The sequence below is a fragment of the Mammaliicoccus sp. D-M19 genome, assembly GCF_022386695.1.
Taxonomy (GTDB): domain Bacteria; phylum Bacillota; class Bacilli; order Staphylococcales; family Staphylococcaceae; genus Mammaliicoccus; species Mammaliicoccus sciuri.
The window spans coordinates 538774-559246 of record NZ_JAJNHW010000001.1; the positions used below are offsets into that span (position 1 = coordinate 538774).

Annotated in this window: 23 protein-coding genes and 1 pseudogene; 3 read left to right on the forward strand and 21 right to left on the reverse strand. The window is 31.2% G+C overall.

The genetic code is table 11. The features are described from left to right. Positions 1-9: 9 nt before the first annotated feature. From dltB to LQ675_RS02745, 6 genes are all read right to left on the reverse strand, one after another. The gene (gene dltB, locus LQ675_RS02720; protein ID WP_058591489.1) at positions 10-1230 is read right to left on the reverse strand and encodes a D-alanyl-lipoteichoic acid biosynthesis protein DltB; all 1221 of its coding nucleotides are present in this window, start codon (positions 1228-1230) and stop codon (positions 10-12) included. Then, complete coding sequence (gene dltA, locus LQ675_RS02725; RefSeq protein WP_239726633.1) at positions 1227-2687, reverse strand: D-alanine--poly(phosphoribitol) ligase subunit DltA; 1461 nt, start codon at positions 2685-2687, stop codon at positions 1227-1229. The genes dltB and dltA overlap by 4 nt, the downstream gene beginning before the upstream one ends. A 15-nt stretch (positions 2688-2702) precedes the next feature. After that, on the reverse strand, positions 2703-2846 hold the full coding sequence (locus tag LQ675_RS02730; RefSeq protein WP_119494714.1) for a teichoic acid D-Ala incorporation-associated protein DltX: 144 nt from the start codon (positions 2844-2846) through the stop codon (positions 2703-2705). 241 nt (positions 2847-3087) lie between these two features. Next, complete coding sequence (locus LQ675_RS02735; protein WP_239726632.1) at positions 3088-4056, reverse strand: 2-hydroxyacid dehydrogenase; 969 nt, start codon at positions 4054-4056, stop codon at positions 3088-3090. 22 nt (positions 4057-4078) lie between these two features. After that, positions 4079-4846 carry a TIGR01457 family HAD-type hydrolase gene (locus LQ675_RS02740; RefSeq protein ID WP_239726631.1) on the reverse strand — a complete coding sequence of 256 codons (768 nt, stop codon included), beginning with the start codon at positions 4844-4846 and terminating at the stop codon, positions 4079-4081. Next, positions 4833-5276 carry a DUF86 domain-containing protein gene (locus tag LQ675_RS02745; RefSeq protein WP_078355585.1) on the reverse strand — a complete coding sequence of 148 codons (444 nt, stop codon included), beginning with the start codon at positions 5274-5276 and terminating at the stop codon, positions 4833-4835. Before LQ675_RS02745 ends, LQ675_RS02740 begins: the two co-directional genes overlap by 14 nt. A 108-nt stretch (positions 5277-5384) precedes the next feature. Here LQ675_RS02745 and LQ675_RS02750 point away from each other — a divergent pair, with 108 nt between their 5' ends. After that, positions 5385-5654, forward strand: a complete 270-nt coding sequence (locus LQ675_RS02750; RefSeq protein WP_078355584.1) for a DUF3055 domain-containing protein — start codon at positions 5385-5387, stop codon at positions 5652-5654. A 349-nt stretch (positions 5655-6003) separates the two neighbouring features. Here LQ675_RS02750 and LQ675_RS02755 read toward each other — a convergent pair. The 11 genes and pseudogenes from LQ675_RS02755 to LQ675_RS02805 all read right to left on the reverse strand — a co-directional run. Continuing rightward, positions 6004-6381, reverse strand: a pseudogene (locus tag LQ675_RS02755) (YutD family protein); the annotation flags it as partial. A gap of 12 nt (positions 6382-6393) precedes the next feature. Next, positions 6394-7311 (reverse strand): lipoyl synthase, encoded by a 918-nt coding sequence (gene lipA / locus LQ675_RS02760; protein WP_048540168.1) that lies wholly within the window; start codon positions 7309-7311, stop codon positions 6394-6396. Positions 7312-7387: 76 nt separating this feature from the next. After that, on the reverse strand, positions 7388-8719 hold the full coding sequence (locus LQ675_RS02765) for a bifunctional metallophosphatase/5'-nucleotidase (RefSeq protein ID WP_239726630.1): 1332 nt from the start codon (positions 8717-8719) through the stop codon (positions 7388-7390). 12 nt (positions 8720-8731) lie between these two features. Continuing rightward, positions 8732-9553 carry a sulfite exporter TauE/SafE family protein gene (locus LQ675_RS02770; RefSeq protein ID WP_058591495.1) on the reverse strand — a complete coding sequence of 274 codons (822 nt, stop codon included), beginning with the start codon at positions 9551-9553 and terminating at the stop codon, positions 8732-8734. Between the two features lie 11 nt (positions 9554-9564). Then, on the reverse strand, positions 9565-10413 hold the full coding sequence (locus tag LQ675_RS02775; RefSeq protein ID WP_239726629.1) for a DUF72 domain-containing protein: 849 nt from the start codon (positions 10411-10413) through the stop codon (positions 9565-9567). A 299-nt stretch (positions 10414-10712) separates the two neighbouring features. Next, positions 10713-11345, reverse strand: a complete 633-nt coding sequence (locus LQ675_RS02780; protein WP_078355581.1) for an ATP-binding cassette domain-containing protein — start codon at positions 11343-11345, stop codon at positions 10713-10715. Next, entirely contained in the window at positions 11342-11704 is a 363-nt protein-coding gene (locus LQ675_RS02785) for a YxeA family protein (RefSeq protein WP_058591498.1), read from the reverse strand. Before LQ675_RS02785 ends, LQ675_RS02780 begins: the two co-directional genes overlap by 4 nt. After that, complete coding sequence (locus LQ675_RS02790; protein WP_058591499.1) at positions 11704-13707, reverse strand: hypothetical protein; 2004 nt, start codon at positions 13705-13707, stop codon at positions 11704-11706. Before LQ675_RS02790 ends, LQ675_RS02785 begins: the two co-directional genes overlap by 1 nt. A gap of 25 nt (positions 13708-13732) precedes the next feature. Beyond that, on the reverse strand, positions 13733-14026 hold the full coding sequence (locus LQ675_RS02795; protein WP_239726628.1) for a lactococcin 972 family bacteriocin: 294 nt from the start codon (positions 14024-14026) through the stop codon (positions 13733-13735). Positions 14027-14280: 254 nt separating this feature from the next. Continuing rightward, complete coding sequence (locus LQ675_RS02800) at positions 14281-15534, reverse strand: N-acetylmuramoyl-L-alanine amidase (protein ID WP_239726627.1); 1254 nt, start codon at positions 15532-15534, stop codon at positions 14281-14283. Between the two features lie 20 nt (positions 15535-15554). Further along, positions 15555-15875, reverse strand: coding sequence for a phage holin (locus tag LQ675_RS02805; protein ID WP_078355576.1), 321 nt, complete (start codon positions 15873-15875; stop codon positions 15555-15557). A gap of 142 nt (positions 15876-16017) precedes the next feature. Between LQ675_RS02805 and LQ675_RS02810 the strand changes: the two genes are divergently transcribed. Further along, the gene (locus tag LQ675_RS02810; RefSeq protein ID WP_025904388.1) at positions 16018-16347 is read left to right on the forward strand and encodes a helix-turn-helix transcriptional regulator; all 330 of its coding nucleotides are present in this window, start codon (positions 16018-16020) and stop codon (positions 16345-16347) included. 31 nt (positions 16348-16378) lie between these two features. Beyond that, positions 16379-16843: an ImmA/IrrE family metallo-endopeptidase gene (locus LQ675_RS02815; protein ID WP_025904387.1), complete on the forward strand. Its 465-nt coding sequence runs from the start codon at positions 16379-16381 to the stop codon at positions 16841-16843. Between the two features lie 54 nt (positions 16844-16897). On the opposite strand, the gene dgoD is transcribed toward LQ675_RS02815, so the two are convergent. The 4 genes from dgoD to LQ675_RS02835 are packed head-to-tail and all read right to left on the reverse strand — an operon-like array spanning position 16898 to position 20461. Beyond that, the gene (gene dgoD / locus LQ675_RS02820) at positions 16898-18046 is read right to left on the reverse strand and encodes a galactonate dehydratase (RefSeq protein WP_058591502.1); all 1149 of its coding nucleotides are present in this window, start codon (positions 18044-18046) and stop codon (positions 16898-16900) included. Between the two features lie 14 nt (positions 18047-18060). Then, positions 18061-18687 carry a bifunctional 4-hydroxy-2-oxoglutarate aldolase/2-dehydro-3-deoxy-phosphogluconate aldolase gene (locus LQ675_RS02825; RefSeq protein ID WP_078355574.1) on the reverse strand — a complete coding sequence of 209 codons (627 nt, stop codon included), beginning with the start codon at positions 18685-18687 and terminating at the stop codon, positions 18061-18063. A 13-nt stretch (positions 18688-18700) separates the two neighbouring features. Beyond that, a complete protein-coding gene (locus LQ675_RS02830; protein ID WP_078355573.1) occupies positions 18701-19654 on the reverse strand; it encodes a sugar kinase in 954 nt (317 codons plus the stop codon). A gap of 21 nt (positions 19655-19675) precedes the next feature. After that, complete coding sequence (locus LQ675_RS02835) at positions 19676-20461, reverse strand: SDR family NAD(P)-dependent oxidoreductase (RefSeq protein ID WP_153653794.1); 786 nt, start codon at positions 20459-20461, stop codon at positions 19676-19678. Positions 20462-20473: the final 12 nt, after the last annotated feature.

A 20473-nucleotide genomic window follows, 5' to 3' on the forward strand; every position in this document is an offset into this window, starting at 1 on the left:
CTCCCTTATTTAATGTATTAACTTGCCTGAGAAAAGTAAAAATCCAAATGCTATACAATGGAATGTAATTAAAATTGCTACTATGTTCATAATGCTTGGATTCATCTTTATAGGATGTTTTTTACGCCATTGTTCGTAATAGCCATACCCAATAAATAGCAATGCATGATATAAACCATACAAAATATAATGCCATTCAATACCATGCCAAATACCCATAATAAAGAAATTCAAGAAAAATCCTAAATTAGATATTAATAATTTATCTTTTAATAATTTTTCTTTAGATACCCAAAATACAAATCGCATATATACGCAATCTCTAAACCAAAATGATAAACTCATATGCCATCTATTCCAGAAATCTTTAATATTTTTAGCTTTAAATGGTTGGTTAAAGTTAACAGGTGTTTGCACACCAAATAAATAACTAAATGCAATTGCAAATAAACTGTATCCTGCAAAATCAAAGAATAAATAGAAACTATAACCATACATATAATATAAGTAATTTAAAAATGTTGGATCCGTGTCTATTGGTACAACTTTTATTACATACTCATTTATGTAATAAGCAATGATATATTTATACAAGAATCCCATAAACACCATATGTATGGCTTTGATAAGCATGTCATAGTACTTTTCAGGTTCTATTGTCTTCTCTTCATCTTTAATAAAGCGTTTATATCGATCTATTGGACCAGATGAGATTGTTGGAAAGAATGTAATAAAATCGATTAATTTCATCGTATCAATAGACTTAATTCGACTATCACGAATTTCCATAATGAGTTGAATGCTCTTAAATGCAATATAAGAAATTCCTAAAAATCCAATAAATTCAATGACTCTATTACCATGTATTGTAAGTTGATGTGTTCCAAGCCAACTACTTTGTAATACTTTGACAATAATTAACGGTAATATAGATAAAAATATTGCACTCACATATAACTTAAAGTTGTTTGTTTTCTTTACGAGCGTGTTATAAGTTCTAATCAAAACAACTTGATAACATACATACAGTGCAAAGAAAATGAGTTGATAACTTAAATATTGATTATCGAATAAATTTTTACTGTCATCCGAAAATATTAAAACAAGCATAATTAAGGTTATTACTCTATTGTATATAAGACTTTTCTTACCGATTAATCCTAAAATAATAACGGGTAACATTAAGATTAAACAGATGTAGAAATAAGTAAAATCTCCATATGGTGTCATGAATTTAACCTCTCTAATACTTTGTTGCGATCTAATTTACCGTTAGACGTTAAAGGTAGCTGTTTAGCATAGCTAAATTTTCTAGGAATCATGTATTCAGGTAAATGTAATTTCAATTCATGTTTCAAATGCATTGTCATATCATTTTCACTTTCTAACTCATCAGCTATCGGCACAATTGTTGCATGTAAATATTGGATTTTCTCACCCTGTTTGATTGGTGAAATGACAGCTTGTTTAACATCTGGTAAGTGTTCAAGTACGCTTTCAATTTCTTCAAGTTCCATACGATAACCATTGATCTTAATTTGAAAATCAATTCTTCCGTTAATGAACCAATAACCATCTCGATAAGTTGCTTTGTCACCTGTATGATAATTTAATTGGCCATCAATGTTTTTAAACACTTTATTATGTTTTTCTTCATCTTTTAAGTAACCTTGGCTCACACTTTTGCCTATAATAATTAATTCACCTTCATCTGTTAACTTCAATTCACTATTTGGGCGTACTTTGCCTATTGGTAAAGGTTTAAATTGATCCAGTATTTCTTGCGTGATTTGTATACTCGTTACAGCAACTGTAGCTTCAGTTGGTCCATATGTATTATAAATAGTTGATGTCGTAAACAAATCATGTAATTTCTGTGCTGTTTTATGACTTAATATCTCTCCACAGAAGAAGAACTGCTTTAATTTCGGATGTTGTGTTTCATTAAAATTAGGCAATAACAGACACATTTCTAAAAATGAAGGTGTAGATACCCAGCTTTCTATTGCTTTATGTTCGAGTAATTCATATAATTGTTTAGGCTTTTCAATCATCTTCTTATCGACAAGTTGAAGTGTACCGCCAGTCATTAAACACGGATAAATGGCCATAACAGACAAGTCAAAAGAAAACGGCGCTTGATTTAACCACATTCTATGCTCGCCTATTTGATTTAATTCCAGCATCCATTCTGTAAAATCAACAAGACTTTCATATCTTATTTGTACACCTTTTGGTAATCCTGTAGATCCAGATGTAAATATTGTATAAACAATGTCTTTATCAATTATTCTCTTGAAGTCTTGATCCACTGATTCAACAGCAAGTATTTCTTCTATCGTTATTTGCTTTACATGTAAATTATTCAATAAATTTCCAGTTGTGTTCAAAATAAAAACAGGCTCAACCTTCTCAATGATATGCTCTATTCTTTCTAATGGAATAGAAGTATCAATTGGAACGTAACCAATGCCTGCTTTCATACTCGCGATCATTCCCACAATCATATAAGGTGACATATGACCATAAAGTACTATAGGCTTTTCAGAACTTTTAATTAAAGTAGCTAATTTATTAGAATAAAGATCTAATTCACCATAAGTCATTACTTCATCTCTATAGTTTATCGCAACCTTATCAGCATGCCACTTATTCATAAATGTTACTTTTTCTAAGATGTCCCTCATAAACTTTCTCCTTCATCAAAATTCATTATATATAAAATCATTACTTGCACTTCCACCAGCATAAATCCAAAATAACACAATCATGATTAGTAAATAGAAAATCGTCAAACCAATCAATTTAAAGTTTTCAGAGTTTATAATGTACCTAATTTTTTCCATTGTTAATCTCCTTGTGTTTTAATTTTGTAATTATTCTATTTCATCATTATATTCTATACGTAATCGAATATCAAGAATTATATGTAAAATTTTAGCAATATATGGCAATAAAAAATGAGTGGAACAGAAATCTACTTTGTAAAAAAGATTTCGTAGTCTAGCCACGGCAAGGATGACTAGAGACTAAAACAGACTGAGACATTATGTCCCAGCCTGTTTTTTCTTTATTAATTTCGTTTGATTATTTTAACTTAACCGGCGTTATTGGATCTTGGTTAGACATAATTTGTTTAGCATTATCCACGCATAGCTGCACCATTTTATCTCGTGTTGCAATTGAACTACTGCCGATGTGTGGCACAACGATAACTTGATCCATTTTTAAAAATGGATGATCATCTGAAATAGGCTCATTTTCAACAACGTCTAATGCTGCACCTAAAATTTCTTGTTGTTCAATTGCTTCAATTAAATCAGATTCTACGATGTGACCACCACGTCCAATATTAATTAAAATTGCTGAGTTTTTCATTTTTTTAAAAGTTTCTCGATTGAATATACCTTTTGTTTCAGGTGTTAATGGCGCCGTACAAACTACGAAATCACTTTCATTAAGCAATTCATCCATTGTACGATATTCAACATTTAATTGCTGTTCAGCTTCTTCATTTCGAGAACGATTATGATAAAGTACTTTACAATTAAAGCCTTTCAATCTTCTAGCAAAAGCTTCTCCAATTGAGCCCATTCCATAAATACCAACTGTTGAGCCGTGGACATCTTTTCCTGCTAAAAGATATGGACCCCAACTTTTCCATTCACCATTATGTACATATTGAACCGCTTCAACAATTCTTCTTGCTGCTGTTAACATTAACGTAAATCCTAATTCGGCAGTCGTTTCTGTTAAAACTTCTGGTGTATTTGTAACAACAACACCTTTTTCTTCAGCAAGTTCCACATCAATATTATCAAAGCCAACAGCTAAATTGACGACACCTTTTATGTGCGTTGCATTGTTAAAAAATGTTTCATCAATTTGCTCGCTTAATGTCGTAATGACAATTGTAGCGTCTTGAGAACGTTCTAAAAATGCTTCTCGAGGCATTGGTTCTAATTCGCTGTTCCAAACATCTACTTCTGCATATTCTTTAATCTGATTGATAAACTTTTCTGGTAATTGTCTTGCAACAAGTACTTTCTCATTCATGTTCTCAGCTCCTTATGTGAATTTACTTAATCACTTCAAATAAATTCTTAACGCTATATGTTGGTAATACTTCTTTTTTATTAATTTCTTCTAAAGAAGTTACACCAGTTTGTACATGTAATGTATCAATGCCACTATTGATTCCAGCTAAAATATCAGTGTCATATAAGTCACCAATCATGACACAATCTTCTTTAGCATGACCAATTTTTTCAATTGCTTGTTCCATAATTATTGTTTCTGGTTTACCGATGAATACTGGCGTCTGTCCAGTCGATACACTTACAACGCTTGTCAACGAACCATTTCCAGGTAAAAATCCTCTTTCATTTGGAATCGAAACATCTTTATTTGTAGATATGAATTTCGCACCATTTCTAACGGCTAAACATGCTACTGAAAGCTTTTCATAAGAAATATTCACATCTAAGCCCATTACGACATAATCAACTTGTTCATCTTCTTTCACAACTAAGCCAGCATCTTTTAAAGAAGTTTCTAATCCACTTCCGCCTACCATATATACTGATGCGCCAGGAGAAGCTTCACTTATATATCCAGCAGTTGCCATTGCAGAAGTAATCACATGTTCACTTGAAGTATGAAAACCCATATTATTTAATTTTTCTGCTACTTCAGCAGGTGTTTTTGAAGAGTTATTCGTAACGAATAAATAATCTTTATTATTTTCATTTAAATAATTTATAAATTCGATTGCACCTTCAATAACTTCCGTACCTTTATACATTGTACCGTCTATATCAATAAAATAACCTTTATAATCTTTCATTTTTATCTCCTTCACCAAAAGCTGTTACGGGAACATTTTCATTTTCTAAAAAATGTTTTGTATCTTCAATTGCTTGTTTATAAAATGGCGTCGCAATTTCAAAAGCTTTTCTTAATTGATCATGATCAATATTTTCATAATTTCTAATAAGTTCTTTTCTGTAATCAATAGATGTTCTAATCGCTTCAGCAGATGAAGGTTGGAAGACTTTTTCAAGTTCCATAATATCAATCACATCTTTATAATTACCAGGATCTCTTAAAATAAATGCATCAATAATCAAATTCCCAATATCAACTACAGATTCAATCATCATATGTGCGATTCTTTCTAAAGCATATGGAGAATTTTTCTCGGTTTCAAAATCTACCGTTAATTTTTCTAAATAATTTAGTTTTAAAGTTAAAGTTTTGCTATCTACGAAATACATGTAGAAGACCTCCTATCCATATATCATCATATCATAATTTTGAATTGTAGGGCATTGCTCTGTATACTATACAAGTAAAGAAAGATTTTTAAAAAGGAGTCGCTAAACATGATAGATATGTTCTTATATGACGAGCAAGATGAAGCGAAAATACAATTTGTAGGATTTGTCGGTGAACGCAGTCGCTATGACTTAACACTGATTTATACAGATAGACATTATGGAAAAACAATGGTACTTAATACCCAAAACAATACATTTGGTATTATCGGTAAGGATGACTTAGAAGAAGATGGCTATATAAGTCACATCCTCGGTTTAACAAAAGAAGAAGGCGAAGAAGTAACAGAATATTTACATGATGTTATAGATATATAAAATTGAATTGCGTTTGTAATTAATATAGTGTGAGCGTTATTTGCAGTTCTGGTCGAAAGTGCAAATAAGAAGTCCAGTAATTACAATTCTCAGTAGTTTTGTAAATAAGACACTTCATAGTTACACTTCGACCGATTTTTGTTACTAACGCACCTATATTATATAAACAACTTCATACAAAAATATTCACAATCTCGCTATAGCTCAATACAAAAGAGCCCGGAAAAATTCCGGGCTCTTTCGTTTATAAATAATCTTTTAAAGTATTTTTAGATGTAGGTTGTTCTTCAATTGCGTCTTCTTCTATTTCTACTGTTTCAGCTTCTTGTTGTTTGTTTTGTTGCTCTTGTTTAGTATTTTGCTGAATTGTTGGCTCTATTTTAACATCTTCTAATTTATGTTCTTCATCTATGAAAGTTGCTTCTTCTGCTGTTAATTTAGATATCTCAGATTTAGATAATCGTCTCAACACAAAATATTTACATCCAAAATTACAATACTCTAATATATAATCTTGAATAGCAGAGAATCGCTTATTTGCATCACTTTTTTTATTAGAATCATGATAAAAGCCTTTTAAACGAAGTTGCTCATAACCAAAGTCACCAACAATAAAATCATATTTATCTAGAATTTCAGAATAACGTGATGTAAATTGTTCTTCATTGAAAGATTTCTGATCATCTTTAATCACTTCAAAATAGTTATTTTCTATTTTAGTTAACATTCAATCACCTTATTAGTTATTAAGTGCTTGTTCACCTAGAATATGTTTTTGTTTAGCAGCTTCATTAACTTGTTCATCTGCGTGATAAGAACTACGTACCATTGGACCAGCTTGGCAATGTTTAAAGCCTTTTTCCATAGCTACTTTTCTTAATTTACCAAATTCTAAAGGTGTGTAGTATTTTTGCACATTTAAATGTTTACGTGATGGTTGTAAATATTGACCGATTGTCATAATATCTACGTCGTTTGCACGTAAATCATCCATTGTTTCATAAATTTCTTCAACTGTTTCACCAAGTCCAACCATTAAGCTAGATTTTGTAGGAATATCTGGGTACATTTCTTTAGATCTTCTTAAGAATTCTAATGTACGATCATATTTTGCACGTGCTCTAACTCTTGGTGTTAAGCGTCTAACTGTTTCGATATTGTGGTTTAAAATATCTGGTTTAGAAGCCATTAATGTTTCTAATGCTTCATAACTACCACCCATATCTGATGGTAAAATTTCAATCGTTGTATATGGATTTAACTCTCTTACTTTACGTACTGTTTCTGCATAAACGTTAGAACCAGCATCTTTCAAGTCATCTCTTGCTACTGCTGTAATAACAACGTGTTTTAAGTTCATAAGTTGAACTGATTCTGCTACACGTTGTGGTTCATCTAGATCTAACTCATTTGGAAGACCTGTTTTAACTGCACAGAAACGACATGCTCTCGTACAAACTGCACCTAAAATCATAAATGTAGCTGTACGTCTTTCTCCCCAACATTCGTGAATATTTGGACATTTAGCTTCTTCACAAACTGTATGAAGATTCTTCTCACGCATCATTTTTTTCAAGCCTGTGTAGTTCTTATTCGTGTTTAATTTTATTTTTAACCAGTCTGGTTTACGTAATATTTCTTCATTTTTAGTAGCCATATACGTGAACACCCTTCTATTATTAATTTTCATCTTTATATATTATAACGAATATACATATAAATTTAAATGCTCATTACACTTTCTTTTTATGTTGTAATAACTTTTGTTCAAAAATATTTCTTAAAAACTCTGGCATAATATAATTTACATTCATATCTTTCAATATTGGGAAGTATCTTCCGAATGTGTACATATCAATAGTACCGAGCATATATTGTTCGTGATCTTCTATTTCTTTTCCATTCACAAAACATTGACCTGTAGACTCAATATAGCCGATATTTTTAAATACATATCCTCCAAAAATATCTCCTCTAAAGCCAAATCCAAATGCTACTTCATCCATATAGGACTGTTCCATCGCTTTATATATAATTTGTTTAAGTTCCGCGCCTCTTAAATCTACTGAAACAGTGTTTATAGGATGCGGTAACATTTGATGAATATCGTATTCTGTTAACTCATTACCCGTCTTACCTTTAACGATAAGACCTGCATTAATAATTGCACAGTCTGCTCCTGTAAAATCTAATACACTTTCGCATAATAAGTCCGTTGTATAACTTGCACTGTTAAGACGACGTGGTAATGAAAAAATACCTTTAAGTATCGGTTTATTTAATAATGCCTTACCTTTTTCTTCATAATCATTTGGTACTTCTTCAATTAAGTCAGAATTAATAATTTCCGCTTCTTTATGAATAACTTTTTGATTTTCAATAACTAAATCTACTTTACCAACATAATGCCCATATTTACCAGCTGCAGCCATCAACACACCATTTTGTTCTTCACCATTTTCAAAATAATGATGTGTATGTGCGCCGAAAATAATGTCTACTTCCGGACATTCTTTGCAAATTTGCTCATCAAAGAAGATACCGACATGACTTAAAACGAGCAGTACATCATATGCTTCTTTCACTTGTTCTATTTCGTTCTTTAGTGCAAGTAATGGTGACGTCACTTTCCAATCAAGTCTTTCATAAATATGATTAAAAGGTGCTGTCAAACCAATCATACATACTTTAATACCATTAATATCTTTAACAACATGAGAAGTTATATGATTCGGTAAATTGCCATCTAAATCAAATAAATTACAACAAGTAACATCGAACTGAGCTTCATCATATAAGTGATTCAAAGCATCATGAGATATCGTCATACCTTCATTATTACCTATTGTGACAACATCTACGTGACTATCATTTAAAATATTAACATTTTCTCTACCTTGTGATGCTTCTGTTAAAGGATGAAATAAATCTATATGATCACCTATATCAATATATAGTGTATCATGCTGACATCGACTTCTTTCATCTTTAATATACTGAGATATTTTGGCATATGTATTTAAATGACTGTGTATATCATTTGTATGAAATATCGTGAGCTTCACAAATCCAACTCCTTATAAAACACTTTTTATAATCAAATATATACCTAAGATTAACATTGTAAATCTTAAAATTAAAACGACAGTGTCTGACTTCATTCTACTATTTATTCTTACACCAATTTTTGCACCAAAGTAACTTGAAATAATCAATACAATCGCATGTACCCAAAGTACATTACCTTGCACAATGTGGCTGACAGAACTTGATAAACTTGAGAAGAATATCATCATCATACTTGTACCAACAGCAACATGTGGTGGGAATCTAAATACAATAATCATTAAAGGTGTCATCAGTGCACCCCCACCGATACCGAATAAACCAGTCGTTATACCAACAATAAATGATGAAACAATAGCGACAAACGGTGGAACACCGTATTTATGATGTTCACCATATCTATCTGTAAATGATTTTAAATACTTTTCTCGTTGGAAGTACTTTATTGGTTTCACATGATTACGTATCATTAATACGATAGAAATAAAGATTAAGAAAATACCAAAGTACAAATTAAATGAATCTAAAGTAAAATACTTACTTAAATATGCACCAAGTAAAGCCCCTGGAATAATACCAATCAAGAATATTAATCCATTTTTTACATCAACTTGCTTCGTTTTCAAATAGCCTAATGTTGCTGTTAAACCCGTTGTAATTAATATAACAGATGATGTACCAATCGCTCTTTGTGGTGTCATACCAGACAATAATTGATGGTCTATACCAAAGTATACGAGTGAAGGAACAATAATAATTCCGCCACCAATTCCAACTAGCGCCCCTAATATTGCAGACGATACACCTATAATAATTAACACTAAATATGCCATACCTGTCACCTCTAAAATAATTTAAGTTGCTTAGGCGCTAAACCTTCGTATTCTATATCTAATAACTTTTGGTAAGTTTTGGCATTTTGTGCAGCATGTCCACCAGAATTATTATTAAATACTACATAAACATCTTTCGCTTTATGCTCTAAAATTTTAACTTTATCAGCTAACTCTTTAAGTTCTGCTTCATTATAATTATATAAATATCTGACATCACGCCACTCTTGATCTGTCATATCTTTCTTCGTCCATCCGTTTACATTTCTACCATGGTAACGGACGAAAGCAACATCATGCGTAATACGATTTATTAGTGGTATAGACCCTTCTCCACTCTGCGGTTCATCACAAACGCTATGAATAAATTTCATTTCGGTTAAAAATTCCAACGTATACTCTTTAACATCTTCTTTAAACCAAGTACGATTACGAAATTCGATACAAACATCAAAATCTTTTAATTGCTCACGTACATAACGTAAATAATTAATATTTTGAGGCTGTAAATCAAACCAAGGTGGAAACTGTACGAGAATCATCGCTAACTTTCCTGATGCTTTTAACGGTGCCATCGAATCTTTAAATAAATTAAACAATGTCATTTTGTCTTCAGCAAAATCAGTTATCTCAGCATGACCTGTTAACGCCTGATGAATCTTAACAACAAACTTAAAATTATTAGGCGTTTCCCGAATCCATTTTTCAATATTTCGTTGCGGTTGAATCGCATAATAAGTTGCATCTAATTCCACAATAGGAAAATGAGCAGCATATGCTTTTAACTTATCTTTTTTATTAAACAGGTCTTCATATAAAGAATCATGATCTCCCCATCCAGTTAGGCCAATTTTTATCATATCTCATCACCATACTCATCATACCACACAGAGTATTTATAGTTCAGTTTGTTTGATTAAAATTATGTAAAACTATGAATGAGCAGTAAAGAATTGTATGTCGTTCGTTACACTTCTTATGCGTTTTGTAATTATAGGCTGCCTTAGTTACACTTCGTACGATTTTTGTTACTATGGACCTCCTTAGTTACACTTCCTACGACTTTTGTTACTAAATCCACCATTCTTTTCAACTCATAAAAAATAACGGCTATGACAAATAATAATGTCCTAGCCGTTTTATATGTGTATCAACTCATTCATGTAGCAAGTTGTATATTTCTATCACAATATTTCATAACTTCCTCGTCATGCGTAACAATTAATATAGTAGATTTACCTTTAAATTCTGATAAAAGTTCAAGTATTTTATATTTATTATCATTGTCTAAAGCACCTGTTGGCTCATCTGCAAAAATTATTAGAGGTTCTTTTAATAGTAACCTAGCAATCGCGACTCTCTGTTGTTCTCCTCCACTTAATGTATAAATTTTAGTATTAAGTGGTTTATTTAATCCTACTTTTTTCATGACATCATTTTTCAATGCTTTTTTCTGTGATTTACTCAATTTTTTATAAGTTAGTACGATGTCCAAATTATGTTCAATCGTTTCATGTGTAATAAGTGCGTAGTTTTGAAACAAATAGCCTAACTTATTTCGATATAAAAGCATCTTATGTTTACGTTTCATCTTAGTTATGTCATCACCATCAATATAAATAGTACCACCATCAATTTTTTCTAAGCCACACATACAACCCAATAAAGTAGATTTTCCCGAACCACTTCTCCCAGTTATGGCGACCATTTCACCTTTGTTAATATTCAAACTCAAATCACTAAATAAATTAACACCATTAAATTGTTTTCTTAAATTATTTAAACGGATCATTGTTTAATCATCTTCTCATACTCAGATTTACTAATATATTCTATAAAATAAACCCATTTACCTTTGTGATCGATTTTGACATATTGTTCAGAAGGACTATGACCTTTAAAGTCCAATAAGTAGTTATTTTTATGACCATTTTCATCATAAGATTCAATATCTTTATAATCTTGGATATTTATAATTTCTTGCTTACTTAAATGTTCAGCATCGCTACTGTATGGAACCTTAGCATAACTCCAACCTCTTTTAACAAAGGGATTTACTACATCCAATTTTTCATCAATATTTTTCATCGTAAATAAAATTATACAAATTATCATAATGCTTGCTATTAATGTATAAATTAACTTTTTCATTATTGAGTCTCACCTCTTCTTGCATCTTTCAACAAATGATATTCATATCGATTAATAAAAATCATGACAGTAAGTAATTCGAATAGAATAATTGAAATCATTAATTTGAATGAAATTTCTACAATATCAAAAAAATTCACAATAAATAATGCTATAAAAGTAGAAACTAAACTATTTATCACAAAACTTATATGCTTTTTAAAAAAAGAATCTCCATGAATAGTTCTTACAAATATCACTTTTTTCTCTCTATCACAATAAATATTAATAATAAATAGATATACTGAAATTAATATTATGATTCCTAGTATAGAGGTAGTAACAGAAACAAATAGATTACGTTTTATTTTATTATATTCAGTCAATACACTACTATAAGCATTAGTCAAACCTTGAATTTCTGTATCAAACTTATTATGATCTAGTTTACTTTTAATTAGATCATAATCATTAAAGAGCAATAACCCTTGTGATGTAGCAGAACTATAGAAAGAAATTGGATAATAACCTTTAGGTAATATTATTATTACTGGATTATAAGATATAACCTCTTTACTATATACACCTGTACTATAGTTAAATAAATTATAATTATTTTTTATTTTATGAACTTTGATATCTAGATACCTTTGTTTATTAGGAACTTTCTCAATTTCATCATAAAATTCAATCTCTTCTTGTAAATCTTTTTTAATTTTATTTATATTCTCTTTGGAAAATCCTTTATCAGGAATTAGTGCTGTAATTTTTGAAAAATCTACTGATTCTTTGTTTTCTATACTAATTTTATTTCTATCAATAAAAGTCTTATTTACATAGATAGCATTATCTAAATCATATTTCTCCCCAGATTTTTTCCAATTATAATGTCTATGAAATGTAAGCATCCAATTCTTTTCAGGAATTTTGTTTAATAAATTTATCACTTCTTGATCTGAATATTTAAACTGTTTCTTACTTGTTTCTATTTCATTTGTTGTCAATTCAGCAATATATAAATCTTTATTCTTAAACCAATGCTTTTCACTGTTCACAATGTCAAACGCTTCTATGTAGTTATGTATTGAAATCGATATAACATTGAGTAAAGTTAAAGTTACTATTAACTTAATTATATTTGGCAAGTATTGAAACCTATTGCCGACACCTTCAAATTTTATATATTTTTGAATATTAAAAGTTTGTTTAGATACTAGCCAGTAAGACATTAGCGATACCATAATCAAAATAATATAAAAAATTACTACACAAATTAAATATGACCAAAAAATATATCTAATTTGTGCCAATTGATTATATAAATATAATCCAATAGTTACTATTAAAGTTATTATTATGAAATGTGAAACAAAGATTTTTGTAATTTTTAATAATTGTAAAGCTATAATTTTTGCCGATGTGAATCCATGTATTCGTTTAATAGACATTTCTTTCACTGAAGCAAGTTGATCATATAAAATAGCTATGAAAATTATTACTAATAAAATTATGAAAGTAGAAGGTAATTGATGGGTACTTATATATTCCAATATTATTAAATGTAATGGAAATTCATAATCTTTAGTAGTTAAACCTTTTTCTTCTAATGTTTCATAAAAATCACTCTTGGGATTCTCTTTTATAAAAAAAGTTGTTCCAACCAAATTTAATTTACCCAAAATTTTATTATCTGGTTTTATAATTTGATATTTCTTGTTACGATTAAATGCTTTTTCATTAAAATTAAGTTTCTCGTTCAAATTATATTGAGATAAATATTTAGTTTTACCATTATCATCATAATTCCCATTTACTCGAATCATCGAAATATTATGTTCAGTAGAAAGCTTAACTAATAACCTATTTATTTCTTCTTTATTATGTTTCTTGTCCCACTTTTCTATGACTAATGCCTTGTTGTATCCTGGCAATTTAATATCATCTATATAATTATAAAAATTTAAGAATATAAAAGTTATAATACAGAATATAAGAAATATAGTTATCTTTGTAATTTTCTTCATTTAATAGCCTCATTAATAAAATTCATTAATAGAAGCCGTAATATGCTTTATTTACTTTCCAAATTTGCCAACCTGGTCGTTTTTGAGCCGATACCTTAGACCATCTTCCTTTAGGTGTATAACCTGAAGTAACCCAATAACGCCCTCTTACACTCGTATAATGTGTTTTCTTTCCATGGTAATAATTAGACCATACATATTGACTTGAAACACCATAATTCCATGTACCACCATCAACATTAACTTGGTATGCTTTAACAATCCCTGCACCAGAAGCAATTATAATTGTTAATAATAATGTTATAAAAAATTTTTTCATTAATAAACACTCCCATTTTTCAAAATTCAAGACGTCTTAAGAATAATATATTTAATTCATAATATTCTGTCAATTACTTTTTATACAATTTTTTACATTTAAAACCCTCGCTATTTGTTTGTTGATAGCGAGGGTTTTGTGTTATATTTAATTTATTCGGATACCTTACATAATTTTATTTAATGATGGCCGTCATTGTATAAATTTTATGGTTAAGGTATTTTTTTCTGCTTTTTTATTCATCGTTTTGTCTCCTATTTTAACTTCAATACTTGTCCGATTTGTATGACATCTGATGTTAATCCGTTCAATTTCTTTAATGTTGCTACGGTAACGCCTGTTTTTTGACTGATACTCCATAGTGTATCTCCGGCTACGACTGTATAGGTTGTTGGATTCGTATTGATGGCTCCTCCATTGATGGCTTCTGCTAGTGATTTTGTATATGCATTTAAATTATTTTTAATGTAATTCATATCTTTTGTTGAGGTAATAAATCCTAACTCTACTAATCGATAATTGATATATTCTGCTTTAGCTACGTTGCAATGTAATAGGTCACTTCTTTCTGTAATGCCTCTAATAGTACCTACATGTTTTTTCACGGCTGCTTGTAATGCTTTATCAATACTGTCTGCTGCTAATCCACTTGGAATAATAACATGACCTCCTGTAGCTGATGCGGCTGCTGAATCTAAATGAAATTCTACTACAATTTCATAACCTTGTGATTTAACCCAGTATAATCCGTAATCTTTTTTATTTCCGACCTGATCACCGTATGCTGTATCTTGATACATATCTTGGTCTTTGCCGTATACTGCAACTTTATGGCCTGCTTGTTTTAAATAATTTGCTACTCTGTCTACGATATTCGTTCTAATAAAATCTCTTTCATTTGTTCCATTTCCTACTGCGCCTGGATCATTATACCCGTGCCCTGCTACAATCATAATTTTTCTACTCATTTTAACGGCTCCTTTATTGTTAGATTGATCTAATTTTTGATTGAGTTTGGATATGTCATAATTTTCAATTGGCATACCACTACACACTCTTGTTACTTCTTTAGAAATGTCTTCACCTTTTTGACGTAATTGGATATGCAAATGTTCACTCATCGGATTATTGTCATAATTACTATTGCCTTGTAATCCAATAATGTCACCTTGAATGACTTTATCACCTTTAGAAAATTGCAATGTATCTCTTTGCATATGCCCGTAAATCCAATCATTGCCATTATTATCTCTAATTTCAATTGTGCCTCCGAAATTACCAAATGGTTCACTTAATATAACTGTTCCACTAGTAATTGCTGGAATTTGATTCGTTTCATTACTATAGACATCAAATGCTCTATGATAACCACTACAATAGGCATCATAATTTATGCCATCTTCTGTGTAATTTCTATATCCATAGTTTTTTGGATATTGATTGTACGTTCTTGGGTCTGATGAAATTTCCCATCCTTTTTTAGTTAAATATGTTATAGCTGTTAACATTCAATCATCCTTTCTCATTTTTATTTTTTACCAGATTGTTTTAAGAACTTTTCTTGTTCACGTGATTGATTTGTAAAAATGAATGTGTTTTTCCAAATACCATAAAGCACAAATACAATAGGTATCCCTGTGTTTAATACGTTCATCCATGCATTTAACTTTTGAGGGTTCAACCATTCTACCGAAAAACCAGATGCATTCAATGCTAAATATAGTGCACCTAAGAACCCACCTATCATTGCGATAAATTGTTTAACTTTGTCTGGTTCAATTGGGATTCTGTTATCTTCTTCGGAATAATTCAAATTCACTTTATCTGTTTTGAAGTTCATTTTAACCATGTGTATCACCTCCTTGGTTACACTATAATATAACTTTCGGTTGACGTCAATAACTTTTAGTTATATTTTTCTGCAAAATTATTGATAAAATATAACTATAGGTTATAATAATAGTATCAATCATATAAGGAGCGGGAAACTTATGGTGTCTCAAAATAAACTCTCTGAACAAATAAGTTTATTAAGAACGAAAAATGGATGGACGCAACAAAAATTAGCAGATGCGTTACAAGTTTCAAAACAATCCATTTCATATTGGGAAACAGGAAGAAAAGCACCAAAGATGAAGAAAATAGAAGAAATGGCAAAGTTATTTGATGTAAGTGTCAGTTATATTTTAGACGGGGAAGCTAAACAAACTTATAACTCTACTGCAGAAACGATTGCCGCACATTTAGATGGAGAATTAACAGAAGAAGAATTGAAGAAAGTATTAGAATATGTTGATTTTCTAAAGCATCAAAACAAATGATTTATTAAACGGAAAATATGGTGGGGATAATTTGAATAGATATGAAAAAACACTTATCAATAATGAACACATCGTGATTAAAGAAACAAGTAACCTTCCGAATCAACTGAAAGGTTTATATGTAGATGGATTAATTTTATTGAAAGATGATTTATCTAACAAAGAAAAGTTAGAAGTGCTAGGAGAAGAGTTAGCCCATCATGATATATCTTATGGAGATATTCTCGATACAAGTGAATTATGGAAATGGAAATTTGAGCATAAAGCAAGAAGATTAGGATTTGAAAAAATTATACCTCTAAAAAGTATTGTGCAAGCGTACCAATCAGGCGTCCATAATAAATTTGAACTGAGTAATTATTTAGACGTATCTGAAGGCTATATAGATGAAGCTTTAGAACATTACAAACAAAAATATGGATTAAGCACATGGTATGATCATTATTTAATAAAGTTCAATCCACTTCAAGTTTATGAATATAGAGAAATCAATTAAAGGCTGAGACGTCATTGTCTCAGCCTTTAATCATGTTATGAACAAACGTTATATTTACCATTCTGCAATGCTTCCATCTTTATGTCTCCAAATTGGGTTATGCCAATCATGCCCGACTTCCGCCATTTTTCTAACATGTGCTTCATCAATTTCTACACCAAGGCCAGGCTTTTTAGGAATATCTACATATCCATCTTTAAACTCAAATACTTCTTTGTTCGTAATATAATCTAGAATATCACTGTCTTTATTATAATGAATGCCTAAGCTTTGTTCTTGTATAAAAGCATTGTGACAAGTTGCATCCACTTGTAAACATGATGCTAAAGCAATAGGTCCAAGTGGACAATGAGGTGCAGCACCTACATCATAAGCTTCTCCCATAGAAATAATTTTTTTACATTCCGTTATACCACCAGCATGTGATAAATCAGGTTGAATGATATCGACAAATCCACTTTCTAAAATAGGTTTGAAATCCCATCTAGAAAATAGCCTTTCACCAAGCGCTATTGGAATAGTTGTCGTTTGACTAATTTCTCTAACCGCTTCTATATTTTCACTTAATACAGGTTCTTCTATAAACATTGGATTGTATGGCTCTAATTCTTTAGCTAATACTTTAGCCATTGGTTTATGAACACGCCCGTGAAAATCAATTCCAATACCTAACTGATTGCCAACCGCTTCTCTAATACCAGCAACACGTTGAACAACACTTTCTATCTTGTCATAACTATCTATATACTGTAATTCTTCAGTTGCATTCATTTTGATTGCTTCAAAACCATTTTCAAAAGCTTTTTTAGCAGCGTTTGCAGTATCTTGAGGTCTATCACCACCAACCCATGAATATACTTTCATAGATTCTCTACATGCCCCACCTAATAATTCATGAACAGGCGCGTTATAATATTTACCTTTAATATCCCACAATGCTTGGTCTATACCTGAAATGGCACTCATTAAAATTGGACCACCTCTATAAAAGCTACTTCTATACATCATGTTCCAATGATCTTCAATATTTAAAGGATTTTTGCCAATCAACTGTTGCATAAATTCATCAACCGCTGCACCAACAGTCTGAGCTTTACCTTCAATTACAGGTTCGCCCCATCCGACGATACCTTCATCCGTTGTAATTTTTAGAAACAACCAACGCGGTGGTACTTGAAACAACTCATAGTCTACAATCTTCATGTTAGCACTCCTCTTTAATGTACTTTGTTATAAAATGCTTGTGCTTTTTGTTCTAGTTCCTCAAAATACGCTTTATTCGTTTCTACTTTCGTATTTACTAAAGCACTTCCTAAACCGACGCCAACAGCTCCCGCTTCAATAAAGTCTGTAACATTGTCTATACTTACACCACCTGTTGGTAAAAGTGGGATATGCGGTAGTGGACCTTGTAAATCTTTAATATATTCAGGACCTAAACTTGTTGTTGGAAAGACTTTAATAATATCTCCACCGTATTCATAAGCTTCTAGAATTTCTGTTGGTGTCATAGCACCTGGTATACTTACGGTACCATATTTTTTACTCATGCGAATCGTATCTTTATCTACCGTTGGCGACAGTATAAACGTTGCACCACTTAAAATAGCTAACCTTGCCGATTCCGCATCTAAGACTGTACCTGCTCCGACTACAACTTTTCCCTTCATTTCATTAGAGATCAGTTCAATAGATTCTAACGCTTTAGGTGAATTCATCGTAACCTCTATCGCACGAATACCTGCTTTATATAATGTTTCTACGATTGGTAAAATATCATTGGGATTTGCATTTCGTAAAATTGCGATTAATTTAGTTTCTTTGATTGTTTGTAATGTATCTATTTTAGACGCCTCCTTATCTAATCACATCATCTACATGACCTGTATGTTTCATTTGTTCAATTTCTTCTTTAGTTGGTAAGCCTTCAACATCCCCTTTAACCGTTGTCACGAGTGCTCCTGCATTGCAAGCTTGTTCTGATGCTTCATGAATGGATAATCCTTCGATAATACCTGCAATTAAACCTGCCGCAAAGCCATCTCCAGCACCAACAGGATCAACGACTTCTATTTCTTTTGAAGCTTTTGCATAACCTGAAATATCTTCATGTACATAGTAAGCACCTTTACTTCCTAATTTAACAACTACTGTTGATGCACCTAAATTTATAATCTTTTGAGCGATTTCTTCTTCAGATTGTGTATTGAATAAAAATGCCCCTTCACTCGTTCCTGGCAACACAATATCACTTAAAGCGATTAATTGTTTTAATGTCTCTTTCGCTTCATCTTCAGACCATAATTTGAGTCTTAAGTTTGGATCGAAAACAATTTGTAAGCCTAATGATTTTGCTGTCGAAATGAGTTTAAATATTGTTTTTTTACAAGATGCACTTAAAGCAGGTGTAATACCTGTGACATATAAATATTTAAATTGAGCGACATAACTTTCATCTATATTTGCTTCAGACATTAGACTGGCTGCTGAACCTTTTCTATAATAATGGACGCGTGTTTGATCTTGTCGAAATTTCTCTTTAAGAAAAATGCCAGTCGGTGCTTCAGATATTAATTTTACAGAATCTACATTAATACCTTCACCACGAACAAAATTTAAAATCTTCTGCCCTAATTCATCATTACCTAATTGACTGATCCAGCCAGTTTTAACACCAAGCTTTTCTAACCCAATAAGCGTATTTGTTTCAGCCCCAGCTATATGCGTTGAAAAGTCTTGAGCATATCTCATTGGTCCTACTCCTTTAGGTGCAAACACAACCATCGTTTCTCCAATAGACAATACATCCATCTTCATGACCCTCCTTATAACTTAATAGCCGTTTGCGTTGTATAAACGTGCAGATAAACCACCATCAATGACTAAGTGTTCACCAGTCATCATTTCAGAATCATCAGATGCTAAATATTGCGCTAATTTACCAATATCTTCTGGTTCATTAATTCTTGATGTCGCGTGTAAATCTAAGACGCCTTGTCTCACTTCATCTTCGTTTTCCATTGAATCAAACCAATTTTTCAAATGTGATGTGTTCGTAAATCCAGGACATATCGCATTTACACGAATATTGTATTTACCTAAACTTAACGCCATACCTCTTGTCATCGCATTAACGCCACCTTTAGCAGCAGCATACATATCAGTATCTGGTAAAGTCGCGATTGAATGGTTTGAAGAAATATTGATAATTGAACCGCCACATTGTTTCTTCATTTCAGGGATGACATGTTTCGAACATAAGAATGTGCCTCTTAAATCAATATTGATAATAGAATCCCAATCTTCAACTGTTGCTTCTTCAATTGATTTAAACACTGTGATACCTGCATTATTAACGAGTGTGTTGATTTTTCCATAATGATTTACTGTTTCATTAACCATATTAATAATACTTTCTTCTTTAGATACATCTGTTTCAACAAAGTATGCGTCGCCACCGTTATCGATTATTTCCGCTACTGTTTCTTTACCAAACTCTGGATCGATTGTAGCAACGACAATCTTTGCTCCTTTACTGCCAAGTTGTTTTGCAATACCTTTACCGATTCCTTTTCCTGCGCCAGTTACAATAATGACTTGTTCATTTAATTCACTCATTTATAATTCCTC